The following is a 14,950-nucleotide window of genomic DNA, read 5'->3' as shown; positions in this document are numbered from 1 at the left end:
CAGCCCTGGCCGGTCAGCCAGGGCCAGGTGGAGCCGCCCGTCCCGCGCGCCCCGGTCTTCGGCCTGGCGGGCCGGGCCGAGAGGCAGCCGCCCTTCGTCGACCTCGAACCGTCCCGCCGGGGCCGCCTGCTGCCCGCCGCGCTCGTCCTGGTCACGATGTTCGCGCTGCTCGCGTACCTGGTGCCGGCCGTGATGATGTCGGGCTCGGTGCTGCGCGGCACCCGCGTCGCCGGGGTGGACATCGGCGGCCTGACCGTGACCCAGGCGGCCGAGAAGCTCCGCACCGATCTGACCGCCAGGCTCAACAAGCCCGTCACCGTCGAGATCGCCGGCCGGCGGGAGACGATCCAGGCCGACGAGGCCGGCCTCGAACTCGACGTCGTCGGCACCATCAGCCAGGCGCGCAGCGGGTTCCCCAGCCCACCCGAGGTGTGGCAGGGGCTCACCGGCACGACGGACATCACCCCGAAGCTGACCCTCGACACCTCCCAGCTCATCAGGACCGTCGAGGGGCTCGCCAAGACCTTCGACGAGGACCCGCGCGAGGGGCGGGTGGCCTTCCGCGGCGCGCGCCCGGTCGTGACCCAGCCCAGGGACGGCGTCCTGCTCGACCGCGAGGACGCCGTCCGCGTCATCTCCGACGCCTTCCTCAACTCCCGCGAGTCCGCCGCGCTCACCCTCCGGCCCGCCAAACCCACGACCACCGCGGCGGCCGTGGACCGGGCCGTGGTGGCGGCCCGGCGAGCCGTCTCCGCGCCCATCACCCTCGCCATCGGCGACAAGCGGGCCACGCTGCCGCCCGCCACGATCGCCGCCAACCTGAGCTTCGTGCCCGACGGCAAGGGCGAGCTCGCGCCGGAGTTCGACGCCGACGCGGCGCTCGCCACGGTGGAGAGCGACCTCGTCGACGAGAGCCAGGCTCCCCGCGACGCCACGTACGACATCGTCGACGGCAGGCCGGTGCTGGTCACCGCCCGCCGCGGCAGGGGCGTGGACGACAGGCGGCTGGCCCGCGACGTGGCCAAGGTGATCAGCGCCGCGGGCGCGGTCCAGGGCAGCCGGGTCGTCCCGGTGCGGCTCGCCACCGAACGCCCCGAGGTCGCCACCGCCGAGGTGAGCAACCTCGGCATCAAGCAGAACGTCGGCGAGTTCACCACCGTCTTCGAGTGCTGCCAGCCCCGGGCCACCAACATCCAGCGGATGGCCGCGCAGCTCGACGGCCGCATCGTCCGGCCGGGGGAGACGTTCTCCCTGAACGAGGCGGCCGGCGAGCGCACCCGCGAGGGCGGCTACGTCGAGGCCGGGCAGATCGTCGGCGGCCGGATGGTGAACATCGTGGGCGGCGGCGTCTCGCAGTTCGCCACCACGCTCTACAACGCGGCCTACTTCGGCGGGTTCGAGCAGGTCGACCGCACGCCGATGGACTACTACGCCTTCCGCTACCCGGCGGGTCGCGACGCGGCGCTGCTCTACCCGGACCGCGACCTGAAGTGGCGCAACGACTCCGAGTACGGCGTGCTGATCAAGACGGCCTCGACCGGGACGTCCGTCACGGTCACGCTCTGGAGCACCAGGCGTTACGACAAGATCCAGCCGCTGGAGTCGGAGAAGCGCGCCTTCACCCCCTTCCGGCGCACGACCAGCGGCGGGCCGGGATGCGTGCCCGCGGCCGGCGCCCAGGGCTTCACGATCGACGTCACCCGCGTGTTCTTCAAGGACGGCAAAGAGGTCAAGCGGGACGAGAAGCAGACCACCAAGTACCGGCCGCAGGCCCAGGTGATCTGCACCGTCCGGAACGAGCCGGGCTGACCGTCCGGAACGAGCCGGGCTGACCGGCCCGCGGCCGACGCCGGGGCACTGGAGACGGCCTACGGGCGGCGCGGGGTGACCGAGAGGATCCTGTCGTCGCCGTCGCGGGGCGAGCCCCTGCCGTCCTTGTTGCTGGTCGACACCCAGACCGTGCCGTCCGGGGCCGTCGTCACGCCGCGGAGCCGCCCGTACACCTCGGTGAAGTGCGCGACCGGCTTGCCCGGCGAGCCGTCCCCGTCGAGCGGGATCTGCCACAGCCGCTCGCCGCGCAGCGCGGCCATCCACAGCGAGCCGCCCGCGTAGGCCAGGCCCGAGGGCGAGGCTTCGGAGGTGGTCCAGGTCACGATCGGGTTGACGAAGGCCGGGTTGTCACCGCGGCCCTCCACCTCCGGCCAGCCGTAGTTGGCCCCCGGCTTGATCAGGTTGACCTCGTCGTACCTGCCCGCGCCGAACTCCGAGGCGTACAGCCTGCCGACGGCGTCCCAGGCCAGGCCCTGCACGTTGCGGTGGCCGAGGCTGTAGACGAGTGTGCCGAAGGGGTTGCCGGGCGCGGGCGCGCCCTCCACGGTCATGCGCAGGATCTTGCCGGCGAGCGAGTCGCGTCGCTGGGCGAGCTCGCCCTCACCGATCTCACCCGTGGCGGCGTACAGATAGCCATCGGGGCCGAACTCCAGCCGACCGCCGTTGTGGATGGCGCCCTTGGGGATGCCCCTGACGATCACCTTCGGCTCGCTGATCCCGGTCTCGCCGAGGCGGTAGCGGACGATCCGGTTGTCCTCGGCGGCGGTGTAGTAGACGAACACGTGGCCGTCCCTGACCGTCACGCCCATCAGGCCACCCTCGCCGTCGGGCTCCACCCCTTCGATCGTGGCCAGCGCGGTGACCTGCCCGGACCGGCCGAGCTTCAGCAGCCTGCCGGAGTCGCGCTCGGTCACCAGCGCGTCGCCACCGGGCAGGAACGCCATCGCCCACGGCACGGCCAGGTCGCGGGCCACCGTCACCGGTTCGTCCGGCCGGGCGGCGGGGGAGACGGCGGCCGTCGGCACCACCCCGCCCGCGCTGGAACAGGAGGTGAGCGCGGCCACCAGCGTGATCGCCAAGAGATTTCTCATGTGTTCCATACTTCCCCCCAGGTCGTAAGGTTCTCGGCATGAGGATCTGGGTTCCTTCCCACGAAGTCGTAGATGTCCTTTCTGATCTGCCGGGGGTGGAGTGCGTCGTCTACGACGGGCGCGGCCCGGTGCCGGACGGGGCCGACGAGGTCGAGGTGTGGGTGCCGCCGCTGGTGACCGTGCCCGACGTGCCGGGGCTTCTGGCCAGGATGAGCTCCTTGCGCCTCGTGCAGACGGTCACGGCGGGCGTGGAGCCGTACCGGCCGCACATGCCCGAGGGCGCGGTGCTGTGCAACGCGCGTGGCGTGCACGACGCGGGAACGGCGGAGTGGGCGGTCGGCGCGATGCTCGCGGTGCTGCGGGAGTTCCCGGAGTTCGTGGACGCGCAGCGGCGGGGTGAGTGGCACTACCACCACACCGGCGTGCTGGCCGACAGCACCGTGCTGATCGTCGGCTACGGCTCCATCGGCGCCGCGCTCGAACGCCGGCTCGACGGTTTCGAGGTCGACGTCGTCCGCGTGGCCAGGAGCGCCCGTGACGGTGTCCACGCCATGGAGGAGCTGCCCGAGCTGCTGCCCGCGGCCGACGTCGTGGTGCTGCTCGTGCCCGCCACCGAGGCCACCTCCGGCATGGTGGACGCCGCCTTCCTCGCCCGCATGAGGGACGGCGCCGTGCTGGTCAACGCCGCCCGTGGCGGGGTGGTCGACACCGACACGCTGCTCGCCGAGCTGAAGGCCGGCAGGCTGCGCGCCGCGCTCGACGTGACCGCGCCCGAGCCGCTGCCCTCCGACCATCCGCTCTGGAGCGCGCCCGGCGTGCTGATCACCCCGCACGTCGCGGGCAGCACCCCCGCCTCGGTGCGGCGCACGTTCCGGCTGGTCCGCGCGCAGCTGCTGCGCTACCTCGCGGCGGAGCCGCTGGAGAACGTCATCAGCGACGCTTACTGAACCGGCGCACCGAACTGACGCGCACCGGACCGACGCGTACTGAGAGGAATCCGGAACGTGGCTGGCCCGTGACCTTCGGTGCGTACCGTTGCTTGTACCAGGAGGTTCCTGACTCCCTGTCAAGTATGGTCGGGAACCGATTGGTCTGTGTGGTTATCAGATCGGTGACGACATCGGCGTTGTCACCCCCCGGACACCCGCGACCACGCACACTGGCGATGTGGCCCGTCGGTCCTCGGCGGCCACCGGGCAGAGTTCGAGACGGGATGGGCAACGACTGTGATCCGCTGGCGTGACCCTCGGGCACCGCTGACCGCCGCCGCGGCGACGGGTGCTGCGGGGTTCGCGGTCGCGCTCCTCGCGGGCGGCCCCGCGTTGCTGACCGGCGCCATCGCCGGGGTCCTCGCCGCGGTGCTCGCCGCTGTCTCGCTGGTGACCGCCTCGACCAGGGCCGCCGAGAGCCGCTCGACGGCGAGCGGCGCGCGCTGGATGGGCGGCGGCGCCGTCGTGTGGTCGGCCGGGGTTGTCCTGCGGCCCCTCGCCGAGAACGCGGGCCTCGTGGTCAGCTTCGCCGATCTGCTCCTTCTCCTGGGCACCGTCCTGACGACCGGCGGCGTGCTCATCGCCTCCGGCCGCACGCTGCCGGGCATGGTCGTTTTACGGCTCGTCACCGACTCCTACCTCTGCGCGGCCTCCCTCTTCCTGGTGGGCTGGGTGGTGGTGCTGCGCCACGTGTACGCACAGGCCGACCCGGCGACGTTCACGTTCACCATGCTGCCGCCGATGATCTCGCTGCTGGTGACCTGCGCCGCCGTGCCCTCGCTGGCCAGGGGCCGGACCGCGGCCTGGCCGCTGCTCCTGGCGGGAGTGGGCGTGCTCGCCACCACCACGGTGGCCGGGGCGGCCGACGCGGTCGCGCGGCTCACCGACACGACCCCGCCGACGTGGAGCGTCATGCTCGCGCCGGTGGCGTTCCTGCTGCTGGCCGCCGCCCCGTGGGCGCTGCGCCCCCGCGAGTCCACGCCGTCCGGGCCGGTCGTGGGCAACCTGCTCGCGCTGGTGCCGCTGGCGCTCGTCGCGGTGGCCACCGTCACGCTGCTCGTCCACCTGACCAGCGGACGCCAGATGCCGCCGGTCACCGGGGTCGTGCTGCTCGCCGGCTCCGCCGTTCTCCTGCTGCTCGTACGCCTGCTCGTGCTGGCCGCGGCCACCCTCCGGCTGCGCCGGCTGGTCACGCTCGGCGACCGGCAGCTGCGCGAGCTGGCCGAGAGCACCGGCGACGTGGTGCTGGTGTGCGACTACGAGGGCGTGGTCCGCGAGATCGGCGCCAGCGTCGAGGCCACGTACGGCTACCGCCCCGAGGAGATCGTCGGCGGCACGATCTTCGACTACATCCACCCCGAGGACGTGCCCGGCATCCAGGCGTCGCTCCGCGCGATGGGCCTGGACGACGACGGCGCGGCCCCCGGCGCGTGCCTGATCGCCTGCCGGGTGCGCGCCTCCGACGGCACCTGGCGGCCCACCGAGTCGGTCGCCACCTGCGGGGTGGGCGGCGAGGACCTGCTACTGGTCACCACCAGGGACGTCAGCGACGAGGAGGCGCTGCGCAAGCAGGTCGCCCACCTGACCTTCCACGACGGCGTCACCGGCCTGCCCAACCGCGCCTACTTCGAGGAGCGCACCCGAGAAGTGCTCTCGGGCCGCACCGGCCACGTCGCCGTGATCTTCCTCGACCTCGACGGTTTCACCTCGGTCAACGACTCGGTCGGGCACGCCAGCGGCGACTACCTCCTCGGGCAGGCCGCGCGCAGGCTGCGCGGCGCCGTGCGGCCCGACGACACGCTCGCCCGGTGGGGCGGCGACGAGTTCGCGGTGCTCGTGGAGACGGGAGGCGAGGCGCAGCTCGCCGTCGACCTGGCCGAGCGGGTGTTGCGGGCGGTCTCGCAGGAGCCGTTCCGGGTGGCCGACCGCGACGTGGCGCTGACGGCGAGCGTGGGCGTGGCCTTCGCCGAGGACGACATGCCCGCCGGCGACCTGATCCGCAACGCCGACGTGGCCATGGCCAGGGCCAAGGAGCTCGGCGGGCGCCGCGTCGAGGTGTTCGCCGCGCAGATGCACGCCGACGTGGTGCGCAGGCTGGAGCTGGCCGCCGACCTGCAGCGGGCGCTGATCGAGCACCAGTTCGCGATCGAGTACCAACCGGTCGTCGATCTCGCCACCTCCCGCGTGACGGCCGTCGAGGCGCTCGTGCGCTGGTGGCGCGGCTCGGTGTTCGTGCCCCCCGACCAGTTCCTCGGCCCGGCCGAGGACACCGGGCTCATCGTGCCGCTGAGCGAGTGGATCCTGCGCGAGTCGTGCCGCGAGGTGGCCGCCTGGCGGGCGTCCTCGTGGGACATCGGGCTGTCGGTCAACCTGTCGGCCCGCCAGATCACCGCGCCCAGGTTCGTGGAGACCGTCGAGGAGGCCCTCGCCGAGAGCGGGCTGCCCGCCTCCGCGCTCACCCTCGAAGTCATCGAGGAGATGCTCGTCGAGGACGCCGAGGAGACGATCAGGCGCCTGTCCGAGCTGCGGGCGCTGGGCGTCCGGCTGGCGATCGACGACTTCGGCACCGGCTACGCCTCGCTGGCGTTCCTCCGGCAGCTGCCGGTCGACATGATCAAGATCGACCCGTCGTTCGTGTCCGGCCTGGGCCGCGACGACACGCTGAGCCTGCTCACGCGGACGATCGTGCGGCTGGGCCACGACCTCGGTCTCATCGTCGTGGCGGAGGGCATCGAGCGGCCCGAGCAGCTCGAACTGCTGCGCGAGATGGGCTGCACCCGGGGCCAGGGGTTCCTGGTGGCCAGGCCGATGGCGGCCCGCGGAGTCGACTCCCTGATGCGAACGAGTCTCACGGTCTGAGACAGGTGTTCCACCAAGTTGACATCGGGGGTAACCGGCGAGCTAAGGTGTGGCCATGCTTCGCAGTGAGATTCTCGTAGTACTTCGCCGGCGCGCGGGCCGATAGCGAAGCACGACGACCTGCGCGCCGCCCCAGTTCCGCCTCACGGTGGGAAGGGGCCTTTTTTATGTCCTGAACGTGAGCAGCCACGCAAGGAACGAGCCGATGACCGAACGGATGACAGGTGCGCAGGCCCTGGTGAGGGCACTGGAGCACGTGGGAGTCGACACCGTTTTCGGGATCCCGGGCGGCGCCATCCTCCCCGCCTATGATCCCCTCTACGACTCGACCAAGGTCCGGCACGTGCTCGTACGGCACGAGCAGGGCGCCGGCCACGCGGCCGAGGGCTACGCCCAGGCCACCGGCCGTGTCGGCGTGTGCATGGCGACCAGCGGCCCCGGCGCGACCAATCTGGTGACCCCCTTGGCCGACGCCTACATGGACTCCGTGCCGATCGTGGCGATCACCGGGCAGGTGCCCAGCGCGGCGATCGGCACCGACGCGTTCCAGGAAGCCGACATCTCCGGCATCACCATGCCGATCACCAAGCACAACTTCCTGGTGACCGACCCGCTCGACATCCCTCGCACCATCCTGGAGGCCTTCCACATCGCCTCCACCGGGCGGCCGGGCCCCGTGCTGGTCGACATCGCCAAGGACGCGCTGCAGGCGGACACCACGTTCTCCTGGCCGCCGGTCATGCAGCTCCCCGGCTACCGCCCCGTGACCAGGCCCCACTCCAAGCAGATCCGCGAGGCCGCAAAGCTGATCGCCGAGGCGGCCCGTCCCGTCCTCTACGTCGGCGGCGGCGTGCACAGGGCCGGCGCCTCCGCCGAGCTGCTCCAGCTCGCCGAGCTGACCAACATCCCGGTCGTCACCACGCTGATGGCGCGCGGCGCCTTCCCCGACAGCCACCCCCAGCACCTGGGCATGCCCGGCATGCACGGCAGCGTCGCCGCGGTCGGCGCGCTGCAGAAGTCCGACCTGATCATCGGCATGGGCGTGCGCTTCGACGACCGGGTGACCGGCCAGCTGTCGACCTTCGCGCCGTACGCCAAGATCGTGCACGCCGACATCGACCCGGCCGAGATCTCCAAGAACCGCCACGCCGACGTGCCGATCGTGGGCGACTGCAAGGAGGTCCTCGGCGACCTCATCGCCGCCGTCCAGGCCGCGAGCCGGCGCGGCGACTACTCCGCCTGGTGGACGCTGCTCAACGGCATCAAGGCCACCTACCCGCTCGGCTACGACGAGTTCGACGACGGCTCGCTGGCTCCGCAGTACGTCATGGAGCGGCTCAGCGCCATCGTCGGGCCCGACGCCTACTACGTGGCGGGAGTCGGCCAGCACCAGATGTGGGCCGCGCAGTTCGTCCAGTACGAGAAGCCCGGCACGTTCATCAACTCCGGTGGTCTCGGCACCATGGGCTTCGCCGTCCCGGCCGCGATGGGCGCCAAGATGGGACGGCCGGACGCTACCGTGTGGGCCATCGACGGCGACGGCTGCTTCCAGATGACCAACCAGGAGCTCGCCACCTGCGCCATCGAAGGCGTGCCGATCAAGGTCGCAGTGATCAACAACGGCAACCTGGGCATGGTCCGCCAGTGGCAGACCCTCTTCTACCACGAGCGCTACTCCAACACCGACCTGCAGACGACACGCCGCATCCCGGACTTCGTCAAGCTGGCGGACGCCTATGGTTGTGTGGGCCTGCGGTGCGAGCGGCCGGAGGACGTCGACGCCACCATCCGCAAGGCCATGGAGATCACCGACGTGCCCGTGGTGGTCGACTTCGTCGTCCACCAGGACGCGATGGTCTGGCCCATGGTCGCGGCGGGCACCAGCAACGACGACATCAAGATCGCCCGGGACATGGCGCCGACATGGGAGAGCGAAGATGAGTAGGCACACGCTTTCTGTGCTCGTGGAGAACAAGCCGGGCGTCCTGGCCCGGGTGTCCGCGCTGTTCAGCAGGCGCGGCTTCAACATCGACTCGCTGGCCGTGGGGCAGACCGAGCACGACGACATCTCCCGCATGACCATCGTGGTCAGCGTCGAGGAGCTGCCGCTGGAGCAGGTCACCAAGCAGCTCAACAAGCTGGTGAACGTCCTCAAGATCGTGGAGCTCGACCCGTCGCAGTCGGTGCAGCGTGAGCTGATGCTGATCAAGGTCAAGGCCGACGCCGACAGCCGCTCCCACGTGCTGGAGCTCGTCCAGCTCTTCCGCGCCCGCTGCGTCGACGTGGCGGCCGACGCCGTGACCATCGAGGTCACCGGCACACCCGACAAGCTCGAAGCCTTCGTCAAGGTGCTCGAGCCGTTCGGGATCAAGGAGCTCGTCCAGTCGGGCATGGTGGCCATCGGCCGCGGCGCCCGTTCCATCACCGACCGGTCCCTCAGGGCACTGGACCGTACCGCCTGAAAGGTTTAATGCAAGTGACCGAGATCTTCTACGACGACCAGGCCGACCTGTCGATCATCCAGGGGCGTCACGTGGCCGTGCTGGGGTACGGCAGCCAGGGCCACGCCCACGCGCTCTCCCTGCGTGACTCCGGTGTCGACGTGCGCGTCGGCCTTCCCGAGGGCTCCAAGAGCCGCGAGAAGGCGGAGAACGACGGCCTGCGCGTGCTCACCCCGTCCGAGGCGGTCGAGGAGGCCGACCTCACGATGATCCTGGCGCCCGACCACATCCAGCGCCACCTCTACGCCGACCACGTCGCGCCCAACCTCGTCGAGGGCGACGCGCTGTTCTTCGGCCACGGCCTGAACATCCGCTACGGCCTCATCGAGCCGCCCGAGGGCGTCGACGTCTGCATGGTGGCCCCCAAGGGCCCCGGCCACCTCGTGCGCCGCCAGTTCGAGGCCGGCCGCGGCGTTCCCTGCCTCGTCGCCGTCGAGAAGAACGCTTCCGGCAAGGCCCTCGACCTGGCCCTCTCGTACGCCAAGGGCATCGGCGGCACCCGGGCCGGTGCGCTGAGGACGACGTTCACCGAGGAGACCGAGACCGACCTGTTCGGCGAGCAGGCCGTGCTGTGCGGCGGCGTGTCGGAGCTCATCAAGGCGGGCTTCGAGACCCTCATCGAGGCCGGCTACCAGCCCGAGGTGGCCTACTTCGAGTGCCTGCACGAGATGAAGCTCATCGTCGACCTCATGTACGAGGGCGGCATCTCGAAGATGTACTGGTCGGTGTCCGACACCGCCGAATACGGCGGCTACACCCGCGGCCCGCGCGTCATCACCGACGAGACGCGGCAGGAGATGCGCCGCATCCTCGGCGAGATCCAGGACGGGACGTTCGCCCGGCAGCTGGTCGAGGAGTTCGACGGCGGCCAGAAGGAGTTCACCCGCCACCGCGAGGAGCTGGCCGCCAACCCGATCGAGAAGACCGGCGCCAAGCTCCGTCCGATGATGAGCTGGCTCAAGGCCTGACCAGCCGGCCGCCTCGCCGGTGGGACGCCTCTCAGCGCGTGCCACCGGCGGGTCCCGGCCAGGCCGGGGCCCATGACCGGGCCCATGACCGGGCCCATGACCGGGCTCAAGGCAGGGCTCAAGGGCCGCGGGCTCAGCAGGTTTCGCCGCCTGTCGCGATCCGCCGGAAGACGATCGTCGCGCGGAACGCGCCGGGGGTGTCAGGGTCCGGCTCGGCCTTGGCGCTGAGCACGTCGATCTCGGCCTTGGTGCCGTAGAAGCTCTCGGCCACGGGATAGGCGGCCTGCTCGATCTCGTGGGGAGAGTTTCCGGTGACCGTCACGTGCAGATCGAAGGGAATGGGCCTCATCTCGCGCCTCCCGGGCGGTTCATGGTGATTCGCCTTCCCCCACCGTGATGGACCATGCACGAGCCGCCATCCTCGCCGGATCCGGCTTCAGCTCCGGCCGGCCGGTCGCCGCACCGGGCACGGGTGGGCGACGTGGCGGTTCGGGCAGCAGACGACGCCGATGGTGACGAAGCGGCCGCCCGTCAGCCACTCGCCCCACTGCACGTCCACGCCGCGCGGCAACTCGTCGGCCGCGCTGTCGAGCCGCGCCCGCAGGCCCACGCGGTCCGGGTGCAGGAACGCCCTGCGCACCCTCCCGTACTGCGTCCGCAGCCACTCCACCGCCTGGCCGGGCTCCTCGAAGCCGGCGGCGATCCGCGAGGCGGGCCTGGCCAGCCAGTCGCCTGTCCGCATGGGCGGCAGGTGCGAGCCCGCGAACTCGGGTGAGTCCGGACGGCGCTCCCCTTCGCGTTCGAGCTCCTCGCCATTGCCGATCCAGGTGTAGGCATGCCAGTGCACGAGACACCCCCTGCGGTCTCCGGGTCCCTCACAGGAGGTATTTCCCCGTTTGCGTGACTACGCGTCGTACGGGGTGGGGGTGCCAGGTGAGAGTTGTGCGGGCCCGGCCGCGGTCCGCGTGCGGGGGGTAGCGGCCGGGCCCGCCGGAGGGGAGCGCCGGGCGGGCGGTGGGAACCGGCGCAGTTGGCGCTCGGTGAAGGCCAGGCGCTCCCTGGCTCAGGGGGGTGCTCTCATGGATGTCAGCGGTGGATGTCGGTGGTGGATGTCACTGGGCGGCTTGTGGATGGTCAGTGGGCGGCGAAGACCTGGGTCCAGTACGGTCCACTGGCCACGTGGCCGACGCCGATGTGGGTGAAGGCGCAGTTCATGATGTTGGCGCGGTGGCCTGGACTGTCGAGCCACCCCTGGACGACATCCGCGGCGGTGCGCTGGCCCATGGCGATGTTCTCGCCCCAGGTCCTGATGGGGGCGAAGCCGGCGGCCCGGACACGGTCACCGGGGTCGCGGCCGTCCGGGGATTCGTGGTCGAAGTAGCGCCGCGCGGCCATGTCGGCGGAGTGCCGTTCGGCCGCGGCGTGGAGCTTCGGGTCGTGGACGAGGGCCTTGCAGCCGTTGCGGGCCCTGGCCGCGTTCGTCAGCTGGACGACCGCCTCCTCGACGCTCGACGCGCCGGAGTCCTCGGTGTTCTCGGTCGGGGGCGCCACCTTGCAGGAGAGCTTCACCGAGCGGGACTTGGCGGTCGGGCCGTTGAGATCGATGCCGACGACGTAGTAGCGCGCGGGGGTCCTGACGCACCGGACGCTGGCCACGATCCTGCCGTTGGTGACGACCCGGGAGCCGCTCTTCACGGTGCGGTCGGGGCCGGGCAGGACCTTGTTGATCCGTACGCGGAGCCGGGTCCGATCGCCGCAGCCGACCCTGGTCACCGCCCCTCTGATGGAGCCCCTGGCGATGACCGGCTTCGCGGCCACGATCCGGCAGGCCTTCCTGGACGCGGCCGCGGCCTTGGCGAGCGGAGCGGAGGCACCCCCGTCGGGGACCGAAGCGAGGGAGTCGGCGGCGGAGACCTCGGCGATGGGCGCGGAGTCCTGGGTGGTGGGAGCCTGGGCCGGGGTGGTGGGAAAGACCAGGACCGCCAGGCCGCCGAGGCAGGCCAAGGCCTGCAGTCGCCTGCGCACGATGCCCTCCGAGGGGGTTAGACACTGCGTCGAACCCGCATTCTGGTGGGTACACAACGGGCATGTCACGCAATTTCCGGCTATATCTGGAGCTCCATGTGTCCCAATCGTAACAAATGACCCTCCGACCTGGGTAAACCTTGTGAGCCCGTTGAACGTCTAAGCTCCAACCCGTGGGGCCCAGAAGGCGCGCGTCACGCCAGAGGGCGCGTCACGCCAGAAGGCGCGCGTCACGGCGGCCCGCCACCTCCACCGGAGGAACGTGCCCCTGGATCACCACCGCACTAGCCGGAGAACCTCTTCGCCATGTCCCGGGCCCACTGTGCGGCGTTGGCCGCCTCGTCGCCGGTGACGGGCGCGCCGGGCCACTGGCTGATGCGCTCCACCTGCTCGGCGAAGCGCAGGTGCTCCCGGTGAGCGTGTTCGCGGCAGGCGAGGCAGGTGACGCTTTCCGGACGAGTAGAGGTCATCGCATAGGGGACCTGGAGTCCGCAACCGGTGGTGACGACAGTGGGTGCGTCGGCAACGGCGCCGAACGTCGACGCGATCAGGTTGCGGTAGGCGGCACCGGCCTGCATTACCTTCCGCTCGACGTGGATGTGCGGATCGGTCTCGCTCATCTGCGTCAGCGCCTCCGTCCGAGTCGTCCAGGAATCAGACTAGTTCGTTGACCACTCCACGTGCGGCGACACTGGGCACTCGCGGGCTTGCCGTAAGCGGGACACCCGGTCAGCAGGCGGCGGGCTTGAGCCAGGAGCATTCCAGGTCAGGGGAGTCGGGGGCGGCCTGGCGGAGGAGAGGGAGGGCGCCCACGGCGGCGGTGCGGGAGAACTGGGCGAGCCGGATGGCGATCTCGTCCTCGATGTCCTTCGGCGAGCCCGACAGATACTGGTTCAGCATGATGGAGAAGACCAGCGGCTCGCCGTCGGCGCTGGTGACGTAGCCGGACAGCGACGTGACCCCGGTCAGCGAGCCGGTCTTGGCGCGGACGTTGTTCGCGGCGGGGGTGTCGCGCATGCGGCTGCGCAGCGTGCCGCCGACGATGCGGTCGGGGTTGCCCGCCACGGGCAGCGAGTCGTACCAGGCCCGGAACCACGGCTTGCCCCGCACGGCGGTCAGCAACTGGGCGATCGAGGCGGGGGAGAAGCCGTCGCGGCGGGACAGGCCGGAGCCGTCGCGCATGTTGATCACCTGGACGCCGTTCGCCCTGGCGAAGTCGGTGGTCACCTTGAGCCCGGCCGCCCAGGTGCCCCGGCCGGCGGCCTTGCGGCCCATGGCCTTGGTGAGGATCTCCGCGTGCATGTTGTTGCTCAGCTTCATGAACGGCACCAGCAGCTCGCTCAACGGCATCGACTCGCGCCGGGCCAACTCGCCCGCGCCGGCCGGGGCGGCGCCGGTGACGGTCGGGCCGAGTACGCGCACGCCGTGCCTGCTCAGCGCCTTGCGGAACAGCGTTGCGACGTAGGCGGTGGGGTCGTCCACGGCGACCCACTCCTGGTACGGCGCGGCCACGGTGCCGGTGATCACCACTGTCCGGGTGCCGTGCCCGCGCTCGATGAGCACGTCGGTGGCGGTGCCGACGGTGGCCCTGTTGACGATCTTCAGGTAGTCGGTCTCAGGCGTGGTGGAGACCTTGACCTTGTCACCGTCGGGGGCCACCGAGACGATCATCGAACCGGCGTCGTAGTCCCTGTCGGGCGAGGCGGTCAGCGCGGAGATCGGGGCGGCGTAGTAGGCGCTCTCGTCGTCCCAGGCCCAGTCGTTGCCGAGCCGTACGGAGTCGAACCAGGTGTCGTCGGCGACCAGCCTGCCCGTGACCGTCCTGACGCCCGCGGCGGCGACCTTGGCGGCCAGCACGTCGTAGTCGCCGGCCAGCATGGTCGGATCGCCGGTGCCGCGCAGCACCAGGTCGCCCGCCAGCAGCGAGCCGGTCCTGCGCCCGGCGGACAGAGCCGAGGTGGTGAAGCGGTGGTCGAGCCCGAGCGTCTCGGCCGCGGCGGCGGCGGTGAAGAGCTTGGTGTTGGATGCGGGGATCATGAGCTTGCCGCCGTCGGTGCTGTAGAGCTCCTCGCCGCCGGCCGCGCTCTTGACGACCACGCCGGCTCGGGCGACCGTGAGCCGCGCGTCGCTGAGGATCCGGTTGATGTCCTGGGTGAGGTCGGCCACGCCCGGAGAGGGTTCGTACGCGACCGCGGGAGAGGAGGGGCTGGACGCCCACGCGAGGGCCGCGACGAGCGCGCCCGCGAGGACGGAGGCTGAGGTGCGCCGCATGGAATCTCCAAGGGACTGGGGGTCTCGCCTGGATCATGGGCTCAGCGTGCCCGGCCTGTAATACGCAAATATCCGTATTTTTCGGTCTGGGGTCAGGAGTCCCCGGCACCCCAGTCAGACGTGCGGCAGTGGCGAGGTCAGCAGGAACCCGCAGTCGCCGAACGAGATCTCGTCGCCGGACCTGATCCGGGCGGGCCCGACCAGCCGCCAGCCGTTCAGCCGGGTGCCGTTGAGTGAGCCCAGGTCGACCAGCATCCACCCGCCGTCCCCGTCGCGCCGTAGCTCGGCGTGGACCCGGGAGACCGTCAGATCGGAGAGCACGAGGTCGCACGCGGACCCGCGGCCGACCACGTAGCGGGCGCGGTCGTCGTCGGGCAGGGCCAGGCGCGGCAGGCGCGGCCGGCGCCAGGCGGCGC

Annotated in this window: 13 protein-coding genes; 6 read left to right on the top strand and 7 right to left on the bottom strand. The window is 71.2% G+C overall.

The window, feature by feature from the left end; all coding sequences use genetic code 11:
* The coding region (locus DQW85_RS13110; protein ID WP_162794943.1) for a VanW family protein at positions 1 to 1,809 on the top strand (1,809 nt) is incomplete at its 5' end.
* Between the two features lie 59 nt (positions 1,810 to 1,868).
* On the opposite strand, the gene DQW85_RS13105 is transcribed toward DQW85_RS13110, so the two are convergent.
* Entirely contained in the window at positions 1,869 to 2,921 is a 1,053-nt protein-coding gene (locus DQW85_RS13105) for a PQQ-dependent sugar dehydrogenase (RefSeq protein ID WP_113700594.1), read from the bottom strand.
* Between the two features lie 38 nt (positions 2,922 to 2,959).
* On the opposite strand from DQW85_RS13105, the gene DQW85_RS13100 reads away from it, so the two are divergent.
* The 5 genes from DQW85_RS13100 to ilvC all read left to right on the top strand — a co-directional run bounded on the left by DQW85_RS13100 (position 2,960) and on the right by ilvC (position 10,238).
* Positions 2,960 to 3,868 (top strand): 2-hydroxyacid dehydrogenase, encoded by a 909-nt coding sequence (locus DQW85_RS13100; RefSeq protein ID WP_113700593.1) that lies wholly within the window; start codon positions 2,960 to 2,962, stop codon positions 3,866 to 3,868.
* Positions 3,869 to 4,147: 279 nt separating this feature from the next.
* The gene (locus DQW85_RS13095; RefSeq protein WP_240197141.1) at positions 4,148 to 6,769 is read left to right on the top strand and encodes a putative bifunctional diguanylate cyclase/phosphodiesterase; all 2,622 of its coding nucleotides are present in this window, start codon (positions 4,148 to 4,150) and stop codon (positions 6,767 to 6,769) included.
* 205 nt (positions 6,770 to 6,974) lie between these two features.
* Positions 6,975 to 8,714 carry an acetolactate synthase large subunit gene (locus DQW85_RS13090; protein ID WP_113700592.1) on the top strand — a complete coding sequence of 580 codons (1,740 nt, stop codon included), beginning with the start codon at positions 6,975 to 6,977 and terminating at the stop codon, positions 8,712 to 8,714.
* Positions 8,707 to 9,231 (top strand): acetolactate synthase small subunit, encoded by a 525-nt coding sequence (ilvN, locus tag DQW85_RS13085; protein ID WP_101787893.1) that lies wholly within the window; start codon positions 8,707 to 8,709, stop codon positions 9,229 to 9,231. Before DQW85_RS13090 ends, ilvN begins: the two co-directional genes overlap by 8 nt.
* Before the next feature lie 23 nt (positions 9,232 to 9,254).
* Positions 9,255 to 10,238 (top strand): ketol-acid reductoisomerase, encoded by a 984-nt coding sequence (gene ilvC / locus DQW85_RS13080; protein ID WP_113700596.1) that lies wholly within the window; start codon positions 9,255 to 9,257, stop codon positions 10,236 to 10,238.
* 133 nt (positions 10,239 to 10,371) lie between these two features.
* Here the strand turns inward: ilvC and DQW85_RS13075 are convergent, their stop codons facing one another.
* The 6 genes from DQW85_RS13075 to DQW85_RS13050 form a co-directional block, all read right to left on the bottom strand.
* Positions 10,372 to 10,587 carry a hypothetical protein gene (locus tag DQW85_RS13075; protein ID WP_113700591.1) on the bottom strand — a complete coding sequence of 72 codons (216 nt, stop codon included), beginning with the start codon at positions 10,585 to 10,587 and terminating at the stop codon, positions 10,372 to 10,374.
* Between the two features lie 87 nt (positions 10,588 to 10,674).
* Positions 10,675 to 11,085 carry a hypothetical protein gene (locus tag DQW85_RS13070; RefSeq protein WP_113700590.1) on the bottom strand — a complete coding sequence of 137 codons (411 nt, stop codon included), beginning with the start codon at positions 11,083 to 11,085 and terminating at the stop codon, positions 10,675 to 10,677.
* Positions 11,086 to 11,372: 287 nt separating this feature from the next.
* On the bottom strand, positions 11,373 to 12,263 hold the full coding sequence (locus DQW85_RS46785) for a CAP domain-containing protein (protein ID WP_162794942.1): 891 nt from the start codon (positions 12,261 to 12,263) through the stop codon (positions 11,373 to 11,375).
* 284 nt (positions 12,264 to 12,547) lie between these two features.
* Positions 12,548 to 12,883: a hypothetical protein gene (locus tag DQW85_RS13060; RefSeq protein ID WP_113700588.1), complete on the bottom strand. Its 336-nt coding sequence runs from the start codon at positions 12,881 to 12,883 to the stop codon at positions 12,548 to 12,550.
* 109 nt (positions 12,884 to 12,992) lie between these two features.
* Positions 12,993 to 14,534 (bottom strand): D-alanyl-D-alanine carboxypeptidase/D-alanyl-D-alanine endopeptidase, encoded by a 1,542-nt coding sequence (dacB, locus tag DQW85_RS13055; protein ID WP_113700587.1) that lies wholly within the window; start codon positions 14,532 to 14,534, stop codon positions 12,993 to 12,995.
* A 114-nt stretch (positions 14,535 to 14,648) separates the two neighbouring features.
* A partial coding sequence (locus tag DQW85_RS13050) for an FHA domain-containing protein (RefSeq protein ID WP_162794941.1) occupies positions 14,649 to 14,950 on the bottom strand: 302 nt, incomplete at its 5' end.

This window comes from Nonomuraea lactucae (assembly GCF_003313395.1).
GTDB classification, from domain to species: Bacteria; Actinomycetota; Actinomycetes; order Streptosporangiales; family Streptosporangiaceae; genus Nonomuraea; species Nonomuraea lactucae.
This window is presented reverse-complemented; position numbering and strand designations above follow the sequence as displayed.